Genomic DNA, 23,524 nt, shown 5'->3' on the forward strand with positions numbered 1-23,524 from the left:
ATCCTTAAGGTTTGGCGACAATGTTGAGTGGTATTTATCATTCCAACCAAGTAGGTAAATAATAAGTCTATAAGTAAAACCTGCTAACTTACTGTATCTTTTTAAAACATTGGAAGCGCTGCAAACATAAAAACTGGCCTATGAAAAATAAAAGTATATGGTGGATGATATTAGGTGCATACCTCATGAGTATAAATATCAGCAATGCCTGTTCTGTACTCTATTATGTGGATCAGCATACGGGCAAAATTTATGTAGCCAATCATGAAGATTATTGGTATGATGTAAAAGCCTACATACAAATAATGCCGGAGACTAAAAATAAGTTGGCAAGACTATGGTACGGCTGGGATCAGTTTGCACAGGGAGGAATCAATGAAGCAGGTTTATTTTTTGATGGGGCAGTTACCCCCCGGCAAAATATTCCTGAGGGCTATGGCTCTCCTGAAAGTAACCTCGGTGATGAGATTCTTGCTTCATGTAGCACCGTTGAGGAGGCTTTGACTTTGCTGGAAAAGAGAAAAATAGCCTTAGCTGATGCTCACATAATGTTTGGAGATAGTACAGGCAATGCAGTGGTAGTAGAATGGTCGGCAGGAGAAAAGAAAATTGTTAGGATTACTGATCATCAACTTATGATGACTAACTTTCTGCTTTCAGATACCACCCAGGGTAACTACCCCTGTTACCGCTATGCAGCTATGGATAAACGAGTGCAGGAATTGCAGCATCGGGATACAGCTGTAAGTCTGCTTCAGGTAGGAAATGTATTAGGCGGGGCAGCTCAACCTCCAGTTGAAGATGAGAGTGGCAAAGTAGGTGGAACTGTATATTCAACCTTTATCAATATTACTGATATGGAGTTTGTACTGGTCTATAAGCTGGACAATGCAAAAGTCACAAAACTCAACCTGAGACAGGAGTTTGCCACAGGCAAAAAGAAAAAGATCAGACTAAAGTAGCTCACCTTCAATTCTCCCATATAATGGCATTCAAAATCATCTGAGCGATCTTGGGGTTTTCATAATCGGCAGGAGTTTCTCCAGGCATGATGTACACTATTTCTCCCTCTCCATAAGCTTTGTACCACACCGCCCTGTCCTGCATGAATAGCTCACCATTGCGAGGATCATAGTATTTAAAACCACACAAAACAGTTTTCTCCCGTCCGTCGGTAAATTTGTGATTCATATACACTTCTGTCTTGGGAAGAGAAATGCTGGGATACATACCTTCTACCGCCGGTCCATCAGAAGATTGATAGCTGACCTCTGGCCCCCACTCAATGTTATGATTGGTGATGAAATGATTAGGATTAAGATTAACCAAAATCAATGTAATGCCATTTTCTCCATCATGGTACCAGCCGTAGCCTTCACCGGGTTTAACCGGGTGAGAAGAAAACTCAGGATGATCTAGCTGCATCCCCAGGAAATCAAAATAGAATTCATTACGGGCTTTACCACTGCTGATAGAGTGGTGAAGGCAAATATACCGGCCTCCAGCTTCGGTATAACTGATGATAGCTTTTTCAGTGGCCATATCCAGCCCACCATGAATAAAACCGATCACAGCCTGATAGCCAGACATATCGGTGGGTAAGTGATCCTGATCTACAATCTCTACCTCTAGCTTTCCGCTGCTACGCAAAAAAGGAGCAAGTACTTCCAATTGAGGCATTTCGTCCTGTACAATCAATACTTTTTGGGCCTGTACAAGCTGAGGGGTAAAAGACAAGAAAATGATGAAAAGTAAAGTGTAAAAAAAGTGAGTCAGATTTCTCATAGTTTGTAGATTATCAGATACGACGAAAAAGATACTTTCCTTTCTTTAAAAGAAAAAAATAGTTTTGAGAACAAGTTTAACAAAAAACCTATAGCTATGCCTTATAGAATAAGGAAGAAGTTTGGCAGTAGGTTGAATAAGCGATTAAATTTTGAGTTAACAGTAGTGAAAGCAAGTTTATTTTGATTTAAATGCTTTCTTCTCCTAAATTGATAGCTTGTCTTATTATCAGCCGAAACTTTATTGTTCAAAAAGATGCCGGAAACTATTACCCCTAGCCCCGAGCTGGACCAAAGCCTGCTTAAAAATTCTGAGACTTCTTCAAAACGTTTGCTTTCACTGGACGTAATGCGAGGAATCACTATTATTGGCATGATCATCGTCAATACGCCAGGATCATGGCAACATGTATATCCGCCTCTTCAACATGCGGAGTGGCATGGGCTTACACCTACCGATCTGGTCTTCCCGTTTTTCCTATTTATGGTGGGTGTTTCTATTACTTTGGCTTTTGCCAAACGTATGGCCAAAGGCGTGAGCAAGACTCCGTTGGTAACAAAAACTGCTAAGAGAACACTCATTATTTTTGCCTTAGCCATGTTTCTGGCCCTCTTCCCGGAATTTGATTTTGCCAACCTCAGGGTAGCAGGTGTATTGACAAGGATTGCACTGGTCTATTTTATCTGTAGCCTGATCTTTCTGCAAGTCAGAACCTGGAAAGGAATAGCCGCGCTCAGTGCTGTCCTTTTAGTGGCTTACTGGCTGATGATGGTACTGATTCCTGTACCGGGCGTAGGCCCTGCCAATCTCGAACCGGGTACTAACCTGGCTGCCTGGCTGGACAGCGTAGCCATGCCCGGGCGTCTGTACCGTGGAACGTGGGACCCAGAAGGCCTACTGAGCACTATTCCTGCCGTAGCCACCGGCCTTACCGGAATATTAGCGGGCTTCTTGATTCAGAGTAAAAAGAGTGGTGAGCATAAAATCATCTGGATGATGGTAGTAGGCACCGGTCTTTGTGCCCTGGCCTATCTTTGGGATCAGGTATTTCCCATCAACAAAAACTTGTGGAGCAGCTCTTATGTACTGGCTTCTTCAGGCATGGCAGCTTTATTATTAGGATGTTTATATTGGCTCATCGATGTACTGAAGTATCAGCGCTGGACACCCTTTTTCGTGGCTTTTGGCATGAATGCCATTACCGCTTATGTATTACATGGTATGCTCATCAGTGCTTTCCTTGATTATGATGGAGATGGTAAAACGTTGAGGGCAGAGAGCTATGAGGCTTTGGTAAGCATAGGGTTAGGAGCAGAACTGGCTTCTTTTGTTTGGGCAATACTCTACATGCTATTATGCTTCATTCCCATTTGGATCATGTATAGAAGGAAAATTATCGTAAAAATATAGTCCCTTGTTCCAACGCTAAAGCATAGAAAAAGGGAGATAATTTCTATTTCTACAGAAAAAGGAGGGCTAACACTCACTAAAATTTTGGTGAAGTAGCACTCCTTTTTTCTATCTTTATAAGTCGCCTTACCTACACACAACCCAAGTTTTGAGAAAGCCATGAAGAACCTAATCAATTCACTGTGCCTGATTTTGCTCTTGCTGCCAGTCTACAGCTATGCGCAGCAAGGAGATGTCTACTTTGCCGCGCATCCTACCATCTCACCGGACGGGCAAAGTATTGTGTTCAGTTATGAGGGCGATCTGTGGCGCCTGGACGAGGGGCAAAAACTGGCGATGCGTCTGACCGGTATGGAAGGTGAAGAAACGCATCCTTATATCTCTCCCGATGGTCAGTGGATTGCTTTTACTGGCTCCCAGTATGGTAGTGAGGATATCTTCCTGATTCCTATTGATGGAGGGGAAATACAACAGCTTACATTCCATGAAGCATCGGATGAAGTGGACTCCTGGTCCTGGGATTCGCAGTATATCTATTTTACTTCTGACCGGGAGAATAGCTTTTCGGCTTTCAAGGTGAATGTGCAGGGAGGAACACCACAGCGCTTGTTTGGCAATTATTTTAATACCGTGCATGATGTAGTGGAGCATCCCACTTCAGGAGAGTTGTTCTTTAACGAAACCTGGGAAAGCGCCCGTTTTGCCAGTCGTAAAGGCTATAAAGGCGCCTACAGTCCGGACATTAAATCCTATAATACCAGCACAGGAGAGTTTAAAAAATATACTGACTATGAAGGCAAAGAGATGTGGACCACCATTTCCCAGGATGGTAAAGTTTTCTTTGTCTCTACCGAAGCCAATGGAGAGTACAATCTCTATCAGTTGCAGGAAGACGGCAGCCAGCAGCCACTTACCGATTATACTTCTTCGGTCATGCATCCCCAGGTATCAGCCAAGGGCGAGAAGATCGTTTTTGTCAAAGATTATCAGCTGCATGTGTACCATGTAAATAATGGCTCTACCGAAAAGCTGAGCTTTAGCGTACCCCGCAACCTGACGCTCAACAAAGCCCAGGATTTCAATGTGGAAGATAAAATTTCCTATTTTGATGTCTCTTCCGACAACAAGAAACTGGCTTTCGTCTCCCGTGGCGAACTCTTCGTATCGGATGTGAAGGGTAAATACGTGAAGCAACTGGAAACCAATCCCATGGGCAGAGTGAGCGAAGTCAGCTGGCTCAAAGATGACAAGACCCTGATCTTCAGTCAGACGGTCAACGGTTATCAAAACTGGTTTACCATCGCTGCCGATGGCAGTGGCACGGAAAAACAACTGACCAGCGAAAGCCAGAACAACCGGCAGATGTCGCTCAACAGCGATAAAACCAAAGCGGTATATCTGAGTGGCAGAAATGAAGTCAAACTCATGGACCTGGAGAATTTCAGCAGTCAGACGCTGGCCGAAGATGAGATTTGGGGCTTTTACAGTTCTACGCCTTACTTCTCACCCGATGATCAGTATGTGGTTTATACCGCTTACCGGGATTTTGAGCAGGACATCTTTGTGCATGATCTGAATTCAAGCAAAAGCACCAACATCACCAGTACGGGAGTATCGGAGGTCCAACCTTTCTGGTCGCCGGATGGTAAATCGCTTTTCCTCTCTACCGACCGTACCAATCCCGGCTATCCTTTTGGTACCAAAGACGCTCATATCTATCGTATGCATTTTGACCGCTACGAGAGACCTTACCGCTCCGATAAGTTTGATGAACTTTTTGAAGAAGAAGAGAAGGAGGAAGATGAGGAGGAAGGCAAGGACAAAAAGAAAAACAAAAAAGAGAAGGATGAAGCTGATGAAGATGATGAAAAAGAGAAGGTGAATGTAGAAATCAATTTTGAGGATTTGATGAAACGACTGGATCAGGTGAGCACCAGTGTGGGAGAGCAGTCAGATCCTTACGTCATTCAGAAAGATGAAAAGTTGATCGTCTTTTATATTTCTAATCATGATAAAGGCAAGAATAGCCTCTGGAAAACGACAATAGAGCCTTTTGAAGATGATAAAACCGAAAAAATAGAAGGGCTGGAAAATGTGTATGGTTTTGGTATTGCCAAAGCAGAGGACAATTACTACCTCTGGGCGGATGATAAAATCCATACGCTTGACCCGGAGGCAGGCAAGGTAGAGGCTATTGATATTTCCTACCAGTTTAGCCGCAACCTTGAGGATGAGTTTGAGCAAATGTATTATGAGCTTTGGGCCAATCTGGAAGAAAATTTCTACAATGAAGATTTTCATGGCATCGACTGGCAGGCCATGCGGGATAAGTATGCTGCTTTTCTTCCCTACATCAATTCCCGCTCCGACCTGCGCCACCTGACAGATAATCTGCTGGGAGAATTGAACTCCTCTCACCTGGGTTTTTACTCCAGTGGTGAGGAAGAAAAGGCGTACTATGATTTCAATACTTTGGCGACAGGCATACAGTTTTCTGAAGATAATCCTTATGAGGTAAAGCATATCGTCAAAAACAGCCCTGCCGATGTCAAAGGAAAAGACGTACAGCCGGGCGATAGGCTGACCCATGTGAATGGAGAAGCCATTGATACCACCAAAAATCGGGAATATTATTTTACCAAGCCCAGCGGTAAGGATGAAGTACTGCTGACTTTTGAGAGGGCAGGTAAAGCCCGTGAAGTCAAGTTGCATCCTACTTCCTACTATGCCATCCGTACCCACCTCTATGACGAGTGGATAGAAGAAAATCAGCAGTACGTCAATGAAAAGGCTGATGAGCGTATTGCTTACGTGCATATGAAAAATATGGGTATGGGTTCTTACGAAGCTTTTGCCGAAGAGATGGTCGCTGAAGCCGATGACAGGGAAGCTCTGATTCTGGACCTCCGCTACAATACCGGAGGTAATGTACATGATATGGTGCTCAACTTTCTGAGCCGTAAGCCTTATCTGCAGTGGAAGTACCGCGGTGGAACGGCTACTTCTCAGCCTAACTTTGCTCCCGCTGCCAAGCCTATCGTTTTGCTGATCAACGAACAGAGTCTGAGTGATGCGGAAATGACCGCTGCCGGTTTCAAAGCCTTAGGTTTGGGAACCATCATAGGTACGGAAACTTACCGCTGGATCATTTTTACTTCCGGTAAAGGTCTGGTGGATGGCTCCTTTTACCGCCTGCCTTCCTGGGGTTGTTATACCTTGGATGGCAAAAACCTGGAAAAAGAAGGAGTAAAGCCGGATATCCATGTGGCCCAGACTTTCAAAGATCGCCTGGATGACAATCAGCCGCAACTGGATCGGGCCATTGAAGAAATTATGAGCCAGTTGAATGTGCAGGGTAAATGATGTACAGCCACTTGCTTCTGGCGAGTGACCCATATCCAAAGTGACCACCGGCCACCCCTGCTACTTTTTTCCAGATTTACCTGACAAAAATCATTGAGTGGCTAAGCTAAAATATTGTATTTTCGTGACTCGTACCGATCCGAAGATTCTGAAATAACCATGAAGCAGCCGACTCTTTTTATAAGCATTTTTATCCTTTTTACCTTTTTTCAAGCTGTTTATGCGCAGTCGCTAACGCAAACCATACGGGGACAGGTGGTGGATGCAGAAACCAGACAGCCGCTCCCTGGCGCAGCCGTTTATCTGCTGGATACCGATCCGCTCCTAGGCACTACTACCGACGAGGAAGGTAAGTTCATCCTGGAAGAGGTGCCTGCCGACAGGTATGTGCTACAGGTGAGCTTTGTAGGCTACCAATCTTATATCAACCCTGAACTGCTGGTGACTGCCGGTAAAGAAACTGTACTGGAAATTGCCCTGCGGGAATCGCCGCGTAATCTGGAGGAGGTAGTGATCAGCGGAGAAAGCGTAGCCTCCTCTCCCACCCTTGATCCGGTGAGCAGTCGGGAGTTTACCGTGGAAGAAACCCGGCGCTATGCTGCCACCTTCTTTGATCCTGCCCGGCTGGCTACTTCTTTTCCAGGAGTATTGGGAACTAACGATCAGGCCAATAACATCTCGGTACGGGGCAACTCGCCCAACAGCGTACTTTGGCGATTGGAGGGTATAGACATTGTCAACCCTAATCACCTTTCCAACGCGGGGACTTTTAACGATCGCCGGGTGCAGGGCGGAGGTAGCCAGTCGGTGCTCAGCGCACAGATGCTGGACAATTCTGCTTTTCTTACCGGTGCTTTCCCGGCACCTTTTGGCAACAGCATAGGCGGGGTATTTGACATGAAATTGCGGAAGGGTAACAATCAGCAGCGGGAGTACACCGCACAGCTAGGATTGATTGGTCTGGAGTTTGCTGCCGAAGGGCCGTTTAAAGAAGGAGGGGAAGCCTCTTATCTGGCCAACTACCGCTACTCTACCGTAGGCTTGCTGACCAACGTCATAGGCTTGGACTTTGGTGGTGAAGCCATCACTTTTCAGGACCTGGCTTTTCACCTGTCTTTACCTACCGAAAACAGTGGCGAGTTCAGCATCTTCGGGATGGGAGGCTTGGGCAAAAATGTGTTTGAAGCCCCCCGTGACTCTGCCGACTGGGAAAGTCAGGAAGATCGTTATGATGTGACTTTCACCAACGATATGGGCGTGATAGGGATGACCCATGCCTTACCCATCAATGAGCAGACCTTCTGGAGAACCAGTCTGGCTGTATCTGCACTGAGCAGCGATCGCTATGGCGACCGTCTGGATCAGGATTATAATGCGGTACGACTGGAAGAAGACAATTACCGTGAAAACCGAATCTCTCTGAACACCAGCCTCACCCGCAAACTGGCTCACAGTCAGTCGCTGAGAACTGGACTTATTTTTAATAACCTTCATTATGATCTGCTGAGCCGGGAAAGTCCGGTTGGTGGAACATTGCAAACGCTGGAATCCGGCGAAGGTGGCGGGCAGTTATATCAACCATATCTGCAATGGACCAAAGATTTTACTTTTCCGCTGAGCTTCAGAGCAGGGCTACATGCTATGTACTTTAGCCTGAGTGATGCCTTCTCGTTGGAGCCCCGAGCTGAGGCAACATGGAGTCTGGCGGATCAACAATCGCTAAGTTTAGCCTATGGCCTGCACAGTCAACTGCAACTGCCAGGGATTTACTTTTCTAGAGTGGAGGGTATGGCTGGAAATCCCAATCAGGACCTGGATTTTACCAAAGCCCATCATTATGTACTGAGCTATCACTTGCAATGGAATCCTTCTCTGAGTCTGCGCACCGAAGCCTATTATCAGGATTTATTCAACGTTCCCATTTCTCAGGACCCAAGCAGTACTTTCTCGGCTTTGAATGTGTTTGAGGGATTTGTTACCGAAGAACTGGTAAACGAAGGTACAGGCAAAAACTATGGTCTGGAGGTGACACTGGAAAAAAGCCTGGCCGAAAGTTATTATTTACTGTTGAGCAGCTCGCTCTATGAATCTAAATATACGGCGGCAGATGGCATAGAAAGAGATACTCGCTTTAACGGAAATTATGCCTTCAGTTTTACCGGAGGCAAGGAATATAGCTGGAACAGTAATGACAAACAGCGGGTGCTGGGCATCAACTTGCGTTCCGTTTACTACGGTGGTTTGCGTGAAACACCCATTGATGCCGAGGCATCTCGTGAGCAGCAGCAAACCGTTTTCATAGATGCACAGGCTTTTACTAATCAGTTGGATGATTACTTCAAAGTAGATTTTCGTCTCAGCCTGCGCACCAATAAAGCAGGCTATACTTCGGTATGGTCTTTAGACCTGCAAAATGCCCTCAACACTCAGAATGTTGCTTTTCAATATTATGACACTGTGGAGGGAGAAGTCATCACCAAATACCAGCTTGGCTTGATCCCTATATTGACGTACAGAGTCGAGTTTTAACAGTTGATCTCTACCTACATAAAGATGATTTTATCTGCAAGGCAGTCTGATTTTTTGGAAACCTGATAGCTCTAGTAACTCAGTGTCCGCTGTAAGAGAGTGCGAGGGTAGAATATGGTAGTATAGATTAAAATTGATATATTTATCATAAGCTATTTTAATGAGTTTACCTTCTGCAAACCCCTTAAATTACCTCACTACCTAATACGCCACAAATGTTAGAAACAGCAAAAGATAGCAAAGTTCTCTTAGCGAAAATCCACGACAAGCGAAAAGAGCTTGGCGTTTATCTTGCCAAGACTGAGCCTAGAAACACCAGACTTATCAATTCTTCTATTATTGCCGGTGCATTAGCGGCTGCTTTGACGGCAGGCCCTGGCGTTGGTGGAGAGGGATTTATTGGGGCTGCTAAAGATGTGGTGTCATTTGGCATTCCGGTATGGCAAATGTTGTGTCTCGTTGCTACCGTTCTTTCCGTTTCAGCTGTCATCGCCAATGGCATGTTGAAATCTCATGGCTTTACCTCCAAAGTTGCCAAAACACGTGCCTGTGATGCTAAACTAGAAGGTCTTGAGACGATGCTTGAGTTAGAGCAAGTAGACATTAAACAGGCTGCCCAAGTCTACACTCAATGCCTGACAGAGATTTCTCATATCTGAGTATCTAAAGTATAAACTAACTTTTTATCAATTCTTGAAGGAAGCTTAGAGGTTCTTACAATCTCATTTGAAAAGAGATAGGAGAGCAATAAGCTATCTCAACCTACTGTTTCAACTCAGCGCATTTCTGTTATATTTGTAAAAAGCAAACGATTGCATAATTGTAAATATATATTGTTTGCCTCGTCCTAGAAGAAATAGGAGTTTATGCAAATGACAGTCTAAAAATAAAAATTCAAGATGAAGAAGCGCTTCATGACTTATGCTGTAATAGTTTTTTTATCATCCTTATGCCTCTTTTCCTGTAACAGTAGCTCCTCTGAAGAGAGTGCTTACCTGCAGGATGCTGAGGCCATTCAACAGGGAAAAGAGTTGTTTACTCAATACTGTGCTTCCTGCCATAATTTTGATCAGGCACTGATTGGTCCTAATCTGAGCGGTGTAACTACTGAGGCAGGGCATGACTGGCTTAGCAAGTTTATTGTCAATGCGCCGGAAGTGATTCAGAGTGGCGATCCCCGTGCTACAGAACTTTATGAGCAATATAAGCAGTACATGCCGGCTTTTACCTCACTGGAAGAACAGGAAGTAGAATCTATTCTGGCTTACATGAATACCTATCAGGAAAAGCCGCAGGAAACGCAGTCTGCTCTGACTGCCGCCAATGCGCTGGAAGATCCGATAGAAGAGAAAATACCAGCTTCCGGCCTAACGCTGGTGATGGACGAATACTTAAAGGCACCGCCTTCAGCCGATGAAGGTATCCGTGCCCGTATCAACCGTATGGTGGCTTTCCGGCAGAATGGAAAAGAGCGAATGTTTGTCAACGACCTGAGAGGTAATCTGTACGAAATTATCAATGGAGATTTCAAGGTCTTTCTGGATATGAAAAAGCAGATGGGTGAAAATTTTATGGATAACCCTGGCTGGGGTTCTGGTTTAGCCCATTTTGAATTCCATCCCGAGTTTGATCAGAATGGCCTGTTCTATACCAGTCATACCGAAAAGCCTGGTTCTGGAGAGGCTGATTTTGCCTATGCCGACTCTATCAAAGTCACCGTGCAATATGTACTGACCGAATGGAAAATGGATGATCCTACGGCCAGCAACTTTTCCGGTAGCAAGCGTGAGGTTTTGCGTGCCAATATGGTGACACAGATTCATGGGGTGCAGGACATTAACTTTAATCCTACTGCCCAGCCTGGCGATGATGACTATGGCTTGTTGTACATAGGCGTGGGAGACGGAGGTGCTGCTTTTGGCGGTTTCCCTTTTATCCCGCATGGCAAAGACCGCATCTGGGGCTCAGTCTTGCGCATTGATCCTTCGGGTAACAATAGCAAAAACGGACAGTACGGTATTCCGTCCATCAATCCCTGGGTGGATGATCCTGATGCACTGGGTGAAATTCTGTGCTACGGTTTTAGAAATCCTCATCACTTTGCCTGGGAGCCTTCGGGAGAAAGAATGTATGTAACCGATATCGGGCAGCATCAGATCGAAGAAGTCAATATTGTAGTGCCCGGAGGCGACTATGGCTGGCCGGAGCGAGAAGGTACTTTTATGATCAATACAGGAGGTAAGGCTGATCAGGTGTTTCCTCTGCCTGATAATGATCCAGACAAATTTATTTATCCCGTAGCACAGTACGATCATAATGAAGGAAATGCCATTATCGGAGGTGTGGTGTATCAGGGAGAAGCTATGCCTCAACTGCAAGGTAAATTTATCTTTGGTGACATTGTGAATGGAAGAGTCTTTTTCGCGGATACAGACGAAATGGAATTAGGAAAGCAGGCACCTATCTATTCGTTGCAATTAAGGCTTAAAAATGAGAGTGATACCACCAGTTTTCAGACATTGAGTGGCGTGCAGAGAGTCGCCCTCCGCTTTGGTACAGACACCAATAATGACTTATACTTATTCACCAAGAGTGATGGCGTAATTTATAAAGCGATAGCTTGTGAAGGAAATGAAATGGCAAGTATTGAGAAGTAGCAAGATGGAAGCAGGAAGATAGAAGTTGGAAGAACTCCCCACTTCTATCTTCCGTCTTTTTATAATCTTTCCACAATTCTCGCATAATCTTCATCCTTGAGTTCAGAGGCTTTGGTGTATTGTTTCATCACCTCTTTCATAATCATATCCTGCTTTTTGCCAATGCTCAAAGCTTCGGCATAGGGACGGTGAGAGAAAGTTACCATATTGTAAAGCGGAACCCATTGCTCGGGATAGCGTAGGTATAACTCCTTTTCAATTTTTTTGCGTTCTACAAAAGTCTCATCGGCTACCAAATCACGCATTTCTATGAAATTCTGCAAAGCCAGTTCGGCAATGGCATCCGCATTGGGCTTGCGGCTTTTCTGAAACTGGAAAATTACCTCAGCGAGAGCAGCAGGTTTTTCAGAAAGCATTTCGGTAAACAAACGACAGTCTTCAAAAGCCGCATTCATACCCTGCCCATAAAAAGGTACAATGGCGTGGGCAGCATCGCCCACCAGCAATTGTTTTCCATTGTAAGTCCAGGGATAGCAACGAATAGTAACCAGATCTGAAGTAGGGTTTTGGAAAAATATCTCCTCCAGATCAGGCATGAGCGGCAGCGTATCAGAAAAATGTTCTTTAAAAAATTGCTGTACCTGCTGCTTATTCTGTAAGGCTGCGAAGGATTTTTCTCCGTCATAAGGGAGAAAAAGCGTGCACGTAAAGCTTCTGTCTGTGTTGGGCAGAGCAATGAGCATATAACCTCCCCGGGGCCAGATGTGCAGTGCATGGGGCTCCATGGCATATTCTCCTTTGGAAGTAGGCGGAATACTCAGCTCTTTATACCCATGCGCGATGTAGTGCTGACTGTAATTGAAGCGAGGTATTTTTTGTAAGGCCGAGCGTAGCGCAGAGAAAGCCCCGTCAGTACCTATGAGCAGATCAGAAGAAATGTTCTTCGTTTCTCCTGAAAAGCGGAAACGTGCTTCATTTTTAGATAAATCTACTTCCTCACAAATGTGATTAAAATAATAGTTCACCCCTTTTTCCTCTGACTGACTAATCAAAATATTATTAAGGACCGATCTTGACACAGAGTAAATAGACTTACCATCCGTGCTGTAAGGCTGCAAATGTGTTTCTCCCTCCAGATTGTGAATCATGCGTCCTTTCATAGGGATAGCCTGTTTGCGGATCATCTCCTCTATTCCTGCTTTGCGCAAGGCTTCCCAGCCTCTGAGGCTGAGCGCCAGATTGATAGAGCGTCCTTCGGCAATTTGAGCATTACGAGGATCACTGCGTTTTTCGTATACACTGACCTGATAGCCTTGCTCTGCTAAAAGCAGACTCAGCAAAGAACCAGCCAGTCCGGCCCCTAAGATGTCAATATGTTTAGTTTGCTTATTAAGCATGCAAAGTGGTTTTTAGAATTTCATAGAAGCAATGCACTTCCTCAAAAGTATTGTACAATGGATTGGGAGCTACCCTAATAACGTTTGGTTCGCGCCAGTCTACCATGATACCAGCTTCAGTAAGTTTTTGAAAAAGCTTTTTGCCTTTCTGCAATACAAACATAGAAAGCTGGCAACCTCTTTCCTCCGCTTGAGATGGCGTAATAATTTTGATATGCTGTCCCTCCGGGTCAGCTTCACGAATGCAGTTTTCCAGAAAGCCGGTAAGTTGTACACTTTTCTTTCTTAAGTTATTCATTCCAGCCTGAGCGATCATCTCCAGAGAAAATCGCTGCACTGCTGTGGATAAAATGTTTACGTTACTCAACTGCCAGCCATCTGCGCCATACATTGGCCTGAAGCCTTTTTCCATTAGAAAGCGCTCCTTTTCATCATGCCCCCACCAACCGGCAAAACGAGGTAGCGATGTGTCATTCGCATAGCGTTCGTGGATAAACACTCCTCCATTATTTCCCGGTCCTGAATTCAGGTATTTATAGGTGCACCAGACAGCAAAGTCTACGTCCCAGTCGTGTAATTGAAGAGGAATGTTACCAACCGTGTGTGCCAGATCAAATCCGGCCTTTGCGCCTATCTCATGCGCTGCTTCAGTGATTTTTTGGATGTCAATGTATTGACCGGTATAATATTGTACACCGGGGAAAAGCACCAGCGCAATTTCTTCCCGATGTCTTTGCATCGTAGCGATGATATCCTCCATGCGCAGCCTTTCTTCTCCCGGCCGAGGTTTTACTTCAATGATAGCATCTTCAGGATCATACCCGTGAAAGCGGACCTGACTTTCCACCGCATACTGATCGGAAGGAAAAGCACCAGCTTCCAGCAGAATTTTGTATCGCTGCCCAGAGGGGCGGTAAAAGGAGACCATCATCAGGTGCAGGTTCGTTGTCAGGTTATTCATGGCCACTACCTCATGTTCATGTGCACCGGTGATATGGGCGAGGGGTGCTTTTAACAATTTGTGGTAACTAAGCCAGGGCGCAGGCGCTTCAAAATGACCTTCTACTGCTTGCTGCTGCCATTTGCCCAGAGCTTCCTGCAAGTAGTGAGTAGCGTTTTTAGGTTGCAAACCCAATGAGTTGCCACAGAAATAGATTTTGGTCTTTCCTTCCGAGTTTTTTGGAATATAAAATTGCTCTCGGTAGTGTTGTAATGAGTCTTTTTTGTCTTGTGCTAAAGCTGTGTCTAGAAGTTCATGCATTTTAATATTAGTGTTATGGTGCGATAGTGTTATAGTTAGTGCTAGAGTACATGTTCTTCAAAAACCATAACACCAGAACACTTAGAACTATAACACTTTTCCTCCCTACAGCAAATTTTATAATTTTAGCGGAGTTTTCTATGATTTACTAAACTATCAAAGATGAATATTGATTTGAGCAGTAAAAGAGCTATTGTTTGCGGAAGTACGCAAGGCATTGGCAAGGCAGTGGCAGAAGAACTGGCCAGCCTGGGAGCTTCCATTACTCTGGTAGCCCGCAACGAAAAAAAGTTAAAGGAAGTACAGGCAAACTTACCTACAAATCAGGGACAGGAGCATCATTATGTGGTAGCAGATTTTTCCCAACCCGATTATGTTAAATCAGCGATACAGTCTTATCTGGATAAGATAGAAGAAGTACACATTCTGTTGAACAATACCGGCGGACCTCCAGCTGGTAAATTATATGAGGCTGATCCTTCAGCATTTATCCAGGCGGCACAGATGCATGTGGTCTGTAACCATATACTGGTGCAGGCAGTTTTACCCAAAATGAAGGCAGCTAAATATGGGCGCATTATCAATATTGTTTCCACTTCGGTAAAAGAGCCAATTCCTGGCTTGGGTGTTTCTAACACTACGCGTGGTGCTGTGGCTAGCTGGGCCAAGACTTTGTCTGGTGAACTCGGACCTATGGGAATTACCGTAAATAATGTGCTTCCTGGTTCTACAGAAACTGACCGTATATGGGCCTTGATCAGTAACCGGGCTAAGGAACAGGGAAAAACGGAGAAAGAGATAGAAGAAAATATGAAATCGCAGATTCCTCTGCGGAGATTTGCTCAACCTTCCGAAACGGCGGCAGCAGTAGCTTTTCTGGCCTCACCTTCAGCGGCCTACATTACTGGAGTAAGTCTACCGGTGGATGGGGGTAGAATCAATTGCCTGTAATACAGATCAAATTTTATGCGTTGGAGGAGATATTTGTTGAAAGTGGAACAGCAGCTTGAGAATTCCCAGCTACGTTTCTCCTCCATTCTCTTACTATTTCTACTTTGGTTAGCCATCCAGCTTAGCACTTTTCATTATTTAGGAATCAGGACAGGCTCAGACACACAGCTTTATGTAGATGCTGCACACGATTTTCTTAATGGAGAATGGCCTCAGGGAAGGTTGATCTGGTACACTACTTATATCGTCTTTCTCGCTATGGTTTTTGCTTTAGGAGGGAGTCTTCCGTTAGTAGTTTTTCTGCAAATGTTGCTTTCAGGAATAGCCGCAGTCGCCCTATGGTTTTCTGTGAAAAGGATGACGGATAGCTTCTGGACCAGTTTTGTTGCTGTCTTGCTCTACCTCTGTTGGTTCAAAATCCATCAGTGGAATATTTTTATTTATACAGAGTCATTATTTACCAGTCTGGCTATCATCACCTTTGCCATACTGCTAAACTTAAAGCGTCCTTATCATTATATCCTTTTTACTATTTTATTTCTGCTTACCTTCTTCGTCAGGCCGACAGGTTTCTGCTTTTTGATAGGTGTGATGTTGTATGGGATGCAGAAAGTTCCTTTAAACTTTAGCATGAAGTTAGTGTTCGGAGCCATCCTTCTGCTGGCTTGTTTTTTCTTACTTAACAATATGTTGAGCCAGTTTACGCTGGTGGAAAGCTATGCAAAAGGGGAGGTCATTTACCCAAATATAAGGTTGGGGGTAGAAGTTCCGAACGATCTGATGATACCGGATACCAGCCTTTCCCCTCTTGCTCGTTTGGGTATGTTTGTGTTTTATAACCCTTTTTACTTCATCAAAATTACGCTGCTGAAGCTGTTCCTCTTTTTGGCTAATGTAAAACCTTATTTTTCATGGTTGCATAACCTTCTGATTACGCTGGTCTTATACCCTTTATACATTTTTGCCTTTTTGGGTTTTAAACATTTTCACGAAAAGAGATGTGGGAAATATTTCATACTGGGCTTTATCCTTGTCCAAAGCCTTACGGTAATGCTCACCACAGAAAACTGGGATGGCCGTTTTCTGATTCCCACTCTGCCCTTTATATTTATTTTAAGTGCAATGGGAATGCAGTGGATATCCAGAAGAGTCAGATACATCTGGAAAGGGAACAGTCAATAAAAAGCCTTCCCATTTTCACAGGAAGGCTTCTTCTCAAACCAAATAATCACCAAATTCTAAGTGGTAGAAGCGAAAGTTTTTCCAGCTTCTTTAGGGGTTTTCTTTAACTTAGCAATGTTAAATATCTTTTTAGTCTTATAGCCGGTATAGCTACATTCGTAATATTTCATCAGCGTACCTTCTTTTTCTTCAGTAGGCGATTCTATAATTTCTTCTTTCACCACCCTAAGTGTATAATAACCACAAGTAGGAGATTTTTCGGCATGCAGATGTCCTTTATATTTCTCAATCTTTGTTTCTTCGGTCTTCTCATCTATCCAGACATCATAGTCTACTGAGAAGATATTTTCTTCAGCCTGCATTCCTTCATCCAGATATACATCTTCTTCTGATTCACTGAGTAGTTTCATTGGATTACCCGTGCTGGAAATTCTGGGCTTATACCTTAGCTTCTGCAAACGCTTTTCAATAAATGTAGGATAGTAATATTCCAGGTAGTTGTAGATCACAACGCCGAGAATCATGCCAAACATAAAAGAGACAAATACACCTACAAAAACATACAACCACTCTGTAGCCAGTATGGAGGTTACAAAAGTGCCTGCGGCTATGAGCAGTATCAGGAAGCTACGCCAAAGCGTCTTTTTCTCATGCTTATTGATAAAATCATACTTAGTCTTTGGGTCGGAGGTGCCACCCAGTCGGATAAAATAAAAGATGAGCATTCCTACCCCCACTGCGATTAAGGCAAAGGAGAGGAAATATAAACCCTGCCTAACGATATTGAGTAAACCTTCCATGTTGATGTACAGTTATATTACCTTGTGATTTGATATTGATTATGAGCGACTTGACGTAAAAAATGTATACACAAGTACGGTAAAAAGCATTAAATAGTGAAAAATACCCTTACTCTAGTTTAACGAATATATTACATCAGTCATTACCTCATCAATACAATAAAATTTACAAAAAAACTGCGTGAATTAATAGCAAGAAGACTATAAATTATCCTTTACAAACGCCGTCATCATTCTGAAAAGGTGGAGGCGAGTATTGCCACCATAAATTCCGTGGTTTCTGTTAGGATAAAAGAAAGATTCAAATTGCTTACCAGCTGAGATAAGGGCATCCTGTAGCATCAGCGAATTTTGTACATGCACATTATCATCCCCTGTACCATGGATGAGCAGATAGTTTCCTTCAAGCTTTTCTACATGTGATAATGGTGAGTAAGCATCATATCCTTCAGGGTTGAGCTGAGGGGTTTGCAGGTAGCGTTCTGTATAAATGGTGTCATAAAAGCGCCAGTTGGTAACCGGAGCCACCGCGATAGCCGACTTAAACACATCATTACCTACAAATAGCGCGAGTGAGGACATATATCCTCCATAACTCCAGCCCCAAATGCCTATGCGTTCCGGGTCTACAAAAGGCAACCTGCCAAGATAACGAGCACCGTCAATCTGATCTTGTACCTCATACTTACCCATTTGCCCATACGTGGCATGTTTGAAAGCTTTACCTCTGCCTCCGGTTCCTCGGTTATCGATGCTAACTACGATATATCCTTCCTGTGCCAGATAATGATGCCAGTAATCACGATAACCCATCCAGTTGTCACGCACCAGCTGGGAGCCGGGGCCACCATATACGTACATAAGCACCGGGTATTCTTTGGAAGGATTGAAATCTGCCGGTTTTATCATATAGCCGTATAGCAGGGTGTCTTCAGCATTACGGAAAGTAAAAAACTCTTTTGTCCCCAATTGATATTTATTAAGGCTATCTAGAAGCTCCGGATTATCTTCCAGCACACGTACTAAATCTCCCGAAGGTGCTTCATGTAAGCTTACTTTTAGAGGTGTTTGCGAAGAAGAATAGTCCTGGATATAAAAATCACAGCCAGGGCTGAAGTCTGCACCATAAGTGCCCGCTTCCTGGCTCAGCTTTCTTTTTCTCTTACCCTGGAAATCAATAGCATACAAATGCCGTTCAAGAGGAGAATCTTCAGTAGAAGTAAAATAAATAAGCTCTCGCTCCTCATCTACGCCCAGCAGTTCGCTCACTTCCCATTTCCCTTCGGTGATTTTTCTTTCCTGTCCACCGTCCATATTATAGAGGTAGATATGTTTGTAGCCATCCTTTTCACTACTCATGAGGAAGTGCTCTCTGTCTTCAAGGTAGGTAAGGTTGTCATTAAACTCTACGTCAACGTAGGTATCGGAAGTCTCACTTAAGATCACATCACTTGCTCCGCTGCCAGCATCAGCATGTAGAATCTCCATCTGATTCTGCAGACGATTCATCCTGATAAAAGAGAGTACATTTGGATCTTGCGTCCACTGAAAACGAGGTATGTACATATCGGTTTCTGTGCCTACCTCTACGCTGACAATTTTATTCTCAGGAAGATGATAGACAGATAAGTTTACCTCAGAATTTTGCTCACCTGCTTTGGGGTATTTGAAGCGATAATCTTCAGGATAGAGCTCGTTCCAGAGCTGCATATTATACTCTTTGACAGCGGATTCATCAAAGGAGAGAAAAGCAATTTTTTCACTATCGGGAGACCAATAAAATGCTTTGGCAAAGCCAAATTCTTCTTCATACACCCAGTCGGCACTACCGTGGATCAATTCGTTGAATTTTCCATCTTCCGTCACCTGATGCAGTTGCATATCACCCAGGGTAACATAAAAGAGATTATTATCCCTGACAAAAGCTACCTTACTGCCATCCGGAGAAAAGGTGGCATAAGACTGTTTTCCTCCATCATCCAGCGCTTGAAAATTATCTTGACTGATATCGTAAAGGTAATAATATGCTTTTGTGGAGCGACGATAGATTGGTTCTGTTTCGGTGGCAAAAAGCACTTTATTTTCATCAGGACCTAGCTGATAATCATCAAAAGCCAAGGCATAAGGCTCATCTCCAGGCACCAGTTTTGCTCCGTTGACCAATGTGTCTACTACTTCAGCAGTATTGACATCATAACGGAGAATATGTTCGTAGTAGGCAGTATCATCGGGTACTACAGAAGTATAATGCTGACCATCTTCCATCCATCTGATGCCCTGTACATCATACTGATAGAAAGTCTGGTCTTCAAATATATTTTCCAGAGTAAGGGGTTGTTTGTCCTGGGCTTTTACATAAAAAGATGATAAAGCAATAAGGCAAATTAGTATTAAGTACTTATTAGGGTAGGTTTTTATATGAGTTATAATGATCATAATGTATAAAGATGAGAAACTAAATCATTTTGCTGATAACAATTTTCTAACTTAAATATTATATGAAAAAAGTTAAGCATATTTTTTAGGATTGCGTATCATACAATATTAATAAGCATCTGCTAGTAAATATGAGTAGCACTAAAAGCAAGAAAAAAAGTTTTAAGGAACTGATTAACTCCGGCTCAACGGCAGTGTTAGTAGATTTTTATGCTACCTGGTGTGGTCCCTGCCAGACATTAAGTCCTATCGTGCAAGAGGTATCAAAAGAATTGGGAGACCAGGTAAAAGTTATTAAAGTGGATGTCGATAAAAATCCGGCAGCGGCACAACAATTTCAGATACGCAGCGTTCCTACCCTGATGATTTTTAAAGGAGGAAAAGTGCTTTGGCGCAAAGCCGGTTTGATGACCAAGCGAGAGTTACTCTCTTCGGTGCAGCGGGCTGTTGAAAGTTAGCCAGCTTTTGATTCCAGGTGACTATTTTTTTGCTGATGATAGGAGTTAAGTGTATGAGAAATTTTTTTGAATTGTACCTTTTTAGTTTTTCAAAGAAAATACCATCCTGTGTTACTGTAATTTAGTTTTGAAGCCCGGGGCTTAATTCGGCTATCCTCAATAGTTTAGAGTAAGAAGAATAGCCCTCTAGAATTATTTTCAGGCTTTATTAACTAAAATTCCTCTAAAAATAATATGTACCTTTTTTTCAACTATTACATGAACAATATGATAAAAAAAAACTTGGACAAGTAGATACTGCACAAGTTTTGCATGAGACATGTAATTATTAATTAAGTTTTTTCAAACCAAATATTTTAACACGTATGAGTAAATTGTTGCGTTATTTTTTATTTAGCTCATTAGTACTATCCGTACTTTTTTTAGCGAGTTGTGAAGAGGATGGAGAAGATCCTATTGGAGATTTAGCCGTATCTCTTGATCCTTCGGAAAGTATTGAGGCAGCCCCTGGAGATACTGTGGATGTAGAAGTAACTCTTACAAATGCCTCAGCCGGTGCTGAAGCTACTGCTCTTACCGACGGCGGTGGTGATTTTATTGGTGATGGTTTAGTTGCCTCAGGTGAAACTGTACAGTTTATAGTTCCTGAAGACGCAGCTTCTGGAGATATTATTACATTAACATTTTCAGTAACAGATGGTAACTCTCAGGCAAGTGAACAGCTTGAAATTACTGTTGGCTTTGAGACTATCGTAGATATAGCTACCAGAAGTGATGATTTTGAAACATTAGTACTTGCACTAACAGCGGCAGATTTGGTAGAGGCTCTTGAAGGGGACGGTCCTTTCACAGTTTTTGCACCAAATGATGATGCCTTTGCAGCAGCAGGCATTACCTCTGAAGCTGACCTTCCTGAGACAGATGTATTAACTACTATTCTTCAGTATCATGTAGTGTCAGGTTTAGTTTTATCAACTGACTTAGAATCAGGTTATTACGAAACACTTAGCGGAGACAGTGTATATGTTGATGTAACTGATGATGGTATTTTTGTAAACGGTGCAGAAGTGCTTACTGCTGACCTTGAAGCAGGAAATGGTGTTATCCACGAAATAGAAGAGGTATTGATTCCTGATGTGACTTCTTATGAGGCATTCTTGTTAGCTGCTCCGACTGCAGAAGAAACTTCTGAAACCTTTTTCAGCACAAGTACAGGCGAACTTTACTCTTTTGATGATGTGGTAAGTTCTACCGAGCCTCTTTCTGCTGAAATAGATTTTGGTTATTTCTATGGAAATACATTAGAAGCTACGCTTCTTTCTCCCGATAATGGAAACTGGACAAGCACTGTAGGTTATGATATGGGAGAATGGAACCAACTGAATACAACAGTATTCAGAAGTACTAATCTAAGTGCCGAAGGATTTGATGCTATTGCATCATCACAGGGAGACGCCATAGAGGCAGAATTTGAAGCTGGAACTGCAGTAACCAGCCCAGGACGAATCAATGGTCTTGTAGCTGACGATGTAGTTGCATTTCAGACTGAAGATGGTCGTTTTGGACTTGTTAAAGTAGTAGAAGTTGTTGGTACTACCGGTGCAAATGATGGTATTAGAATTGAGGTAAAAGTGACTCAATAATTATTGAGGAATATCATATAAAAAAGCTCTCCGTATTGGAGAGCTTTTTTTGTTTTATAGCCCTACAAAAGTCTTTCGGTGCGAACAAATATAGTTTAAGTGTGTTGAGATATGACAGGTCGGAAGTATATTCTGCGAGATATCAGGACGTCTATTTCTATATAAGATCAAGAAATACCATCAGACATTTTTCAATGTGTTTCAGATTCCGGCAGTTGTATAAAAAATGATTTTTCAAACTAAATTAATGAAGAAGATGAATAAAGCTTTGCGTTATTTTTTATTTAGCTCATTAGTACTCTCCGTACTTTTTTTAGCGAGTTGTGAGGACGATAATGAGGGACCATCCGCATCCATCTCCCTTTCTATAGATGGTGAAATTGTTGAAGAGGATACTTACATCGCTCCTCCCGGTTCAGATATCGAGATCACTCCATCTCTGGGGGCTACCAGTACCGAAGAAATTACTGTAGTAACCAATGGGGCGGCGGTAAGTGTGCCCAGTAATAATGTTATTACTTCAGGAAGCAGCATTACCGTAACAGTAAGTCCTACTGCTACACTTAGTGATGAAGCTACGCTTACGTTTTCGTCAGGTGGGGTAAATAGACAATTGACAATAGATGTAGGATACCAGACTGTAGTAGATGCTGCCATGTCTGACGCTAATCTTTCCACATTGGTAGCTGCGCTTGATGAAGCTGACCTTGTGGAAACTCTAGACGATCAAAGTGCTGAGTATACGGTTTTTGCGCCCACCAATCAGGCTTTTCAGGGGCTGATGACAGCTCTGGGTGTTACTCAGGAAGAGCTTTTGGCAAGAGAAGATTTGGCAAATATTTTAATGTATCATGTAGTAGAAGGTGCTTCAGCTTCTGGCGACCTTGAAAGTGGACAAGTGATTGAAACGTTGCATCCTGACGGGCTTAGCGTAGTAGTTACCATAGATGACAATGATAATATTATGATCAATGGTGCTACTGTTACTACCGCAGATATAGAAACAGGTAATGGTGTAGTGCATGTGATTAATCAGGTATTGTTACCACAAACCGTGGCCGAATACGAAGCAGTCTTGTTAGCTGCTCCTATAGGACAGGCTCCTGGTGAGCGCTCATCTGACACCTTCTTTAGTGCAGACAATGGTGGAATCTATTCGGTAGATGATGTTGTAAATGGTACCGATGGTATCACTTCTGCGGATATTGATTTTGGTTATTATTATGGTGTTGATAACAATGCTTCTATCGCTGCGCCTTCAGACTATCCTTCAAACGTATATAACCTTGGGGCAGGTGGAGCAAACTGGAGTGCATTGAATGCTACTATGTTTCGTGCTACTAATAACCTAAGCCTGGACGACTTTAATGCCATTAGTGCAGCTGATGCGGCCCGGTTGGTGCAGGAGTATGAAATTGCTACCGAAGATCCTGTCGCTGAAGTTACCGATTTATCGGCTGGTGAGCTTTATGCTTTCAAAACAGTAGACAATCGCTACGGAATATTCTTTGTAGAAGAAATTGTAGATGGTAATAATGATGGTGAATTTGATGGAATAGATGATGAAATTGAACTTGAGGTAAAAGTGACCAGGATGGTTGAGTAATCCGTTGATTTAACTTATAAAAAAAGCTCTCTTTCATGAGAGCTTT

General features: G+C 43.2%; 16 protein-coding genes. 11 read left to right on the forward strand and 5 right to left on the reverse strand.

What is annotated here, in order from left to right:
• Window positions 1-140 precede the first annotated feature (140 nt).
• Window positions 141-962, forward strand: coding sequence for a carcinine hydrolase/isopenicillin-N N-acyltransferase family protein (locus WJR50_RS08845; protein WP_341292895.1), 822 nt, complete (start codon window positions 141-143; stop codon window positions 960-962).
• 7 nt (window positions 963-969) lie between these two features.
• Here the strand turns inward: WJR50_RS08845 and WJR50_RS08850 are convergent, their stop codons facing one another.
• Entirely contained in the window at window positions 970-1,785 is an 816-nt protein-coding gene (locus WJR50_RS08850; protein ID WP_341292896.1) for a ThuA domain-containing protein, read from the reverse strand.
• A gap of 255 nt (window positions 1,786-2,040) precedes the next feature.
• Here WJR50_RS08850 and WJR50_RS08855 point away from each other — a divergent pair, with 255 nt between their 5' ends.
• From WJR50_RS08855 to WJR50_RS08875, 5 genes are all read left to right on the forward strand, one after another.
• Entirely contained in the window at window positions 2,041-3,195 is a 1,155-nt protein-coding gene (locus WJR50_RS08855; RefSeq protein WP_341292897.1) for an acyltransferase family protein, read from the forward strand.
• 159 nt (window positions 3,196-3,354) lie between these two features.
• Window positions 3,355-6,558 (forward strand): S41 family peptidase, encoded by a 3,204-nt coding sequence (locus WJR50_RS08860; RefSeq protein WP_341292898.1) that lies wholly within the window; start codon window positions 3,355-3,357, stop codon window positions 6,556-6,558.
• Window positions 6,559-6,717: 159 nt separating this feature from the next.
• A complete protein-coding gene (locus WJR50_RS08865) occupies window positions 6,718-9,087 on the forward strand; it encodes a TonB-dependent receptor (protein WP_341292899.1) in 2,370 nt (789 codons plus the stop codon).
• 215 nt (window positions 9,088-9,302) lie between these two features.
• On the forward strand, window positions 9,303-9,746 hold the full coding sequence (locus tag WJR50_RS08870; protein WP_341292900.1) for a hypothetical protein: 444 nt from the start codon (window positions 9,303-9,305) through the stop codon (window positions 9,744-9,746).
• A 240-nt stretch (window positions 9,747-9,986) separates the two neighbouring features.
• On the forward strand, window positions 9,987-11,744 hold the full coding sequence (locus WJR50_RS08875) for a PQQ-dependent sugar dehydrogenase (RefSeq protein WP_341292901.1): 1,758 nt from the start codon (window positions 9,987-9,989) through the stop codon (window positions 11,742-11,744).
• A gap of 59 nt (window positions 11,745-11,803) precedes the next feature.
• On the opposite strand, the gene WJR50_RS08880 is transcribed toward WJR50_RS08875, so the two are convergent.
• Window positions 11,804-13,141, reverse strand: a complete 1,338-nt coding sequence (locus WJR50_RS08880) for an FAD-dependent oxidoreductase (RefSeq protein WP_341292902.1) — start codon at window positions 13,139-13,141, stop codon at window positions 11,804-11,806.
• On the reverse strand, window positions 13,134-14,402 hold the full coding sequence (gene kynU / locus WJR50_RS08885; protein WP_341292903.1) for a kynureninase: 1,269 nt from the start codon (window positions 14,400-14,402) through the stop codon (window positions 13,134-13,136). Before kynU ends, WJR50_RS08880 begins: the two co-directional genes overlap by 8 nt.
• 162 nt (window positions 14,403-14,564) lie before the next feature.
• On the opposite strand from kynU, the gene WJR50_RS08890 reads away from it, so the two are divergent.
• Window positions 14,565-15,353: an SDR family oxidoreductase gene (locus WJR50_RS08890; protein WP_341292904.1), complete on the forward strand. Its 789-nt coding sequence runs from the start codon at window positions 14,565-14,567 to the stop codon at window positions 15,351-15,353.
• A gap of 15 nt (window positions 15,354-15,368) precedes the next feature.
• Window positions 15,369-16,535, forward strand: coding sequence for a hypothetical protein (locus tag WJR50_RS08895; RefSeq protein WP_341292905.1), 1,167 nt, complete (start codon window positions 15,369-15,371; stop codon window positions 16,533-16,535).
• A 56-nt stretch (window positions 16,536-16,591) separates the two neighbouring features.
• Here the strand turns inward: WJR50_RS08895 and WJR50_RS08900 are convergent, their stop codons facing one another.
• Both WJR50_RS08900 and WJR50_RS08905 read right to left on the reverse strand, forming a co-directional pair.
• Window positions 16,592-17,335 (reverse strand): hypothetical protein, encoded by a 744-nt coding sequence (locus WJR50_RS08900; RefSeq protein WP_341292906.1) that lies wholly within the window; start codon window positions 17,333-17,335, stop codon window positions 16,592-16,594.
• Window positions 17,336-17,536: 201 nt separating this feature from the next.
• Window positions 17,537-19,771, reverse strand: a complete 2,235-nt coding sequence (locus tag WJR50_RS08905) for a S9 family peptidase (protein ID WP_341292907.1) — start codon at window positions 19,769-19,771, stop codon at window positions 17,537-17,539.
• A gap of 131 nt (window positions 19,772-19,902) precedes the next feature.
• On the opposite strand from WJR50_RS08905, the gene trxA reads away from it, so the two are divergent.
• From trxA to WJR50_RS08920, 3 genes are all read left to right on the forward strand, one after another.
• Window positions 19,903-20,229 carry a thioredoxin gene (trxA, locus tag WJR50_RS08910; protein ID WP_341292908.1) on the forward strand — a complete coding sequence of 109 codons (327 nt, stop codon included), beginning with the start codon at window positions 19,903-19,905 and terminating at the stop codon, window positions 20,227-20,229.
• Window positions 20,230-20,594: 365 nt separating this feature from the next.
• A complete protein-coding gene (locus WJR50_RS08915; RefSeq protein ID WP_341292909.1) occupies window positions 20,595-21,872 on the forward strand; it encodes a fasciclin domain-containing protein in 1,278 nt (425 codons plus the stop codon).
• Window positions 21,873-22,128: 256 nt separating this feature from the next.
• Window positions 22,129-23,478: a fasciclin domain-containing protein gene (locus WJR50_RS08920; protein WP_341292910.1), complete on the forward strand. Its 1,350-nt coding sequence runs from the start codon at window positions 22,129-22,131 to the stop codon at window positions 23,476-23,478.
• Window positions 23,479-23,524 lie beyond the last annotated feature (46 nt).

Origin of the sequence: Catalinimonas locisalis (genome assembly GCF_038039535.1) — a bacterium.
Lineage (GTDB): Bacteria > Bacteroidota > Bacteroidia > Cytophagales > Cyclobacteriaceae > Catalinimonas.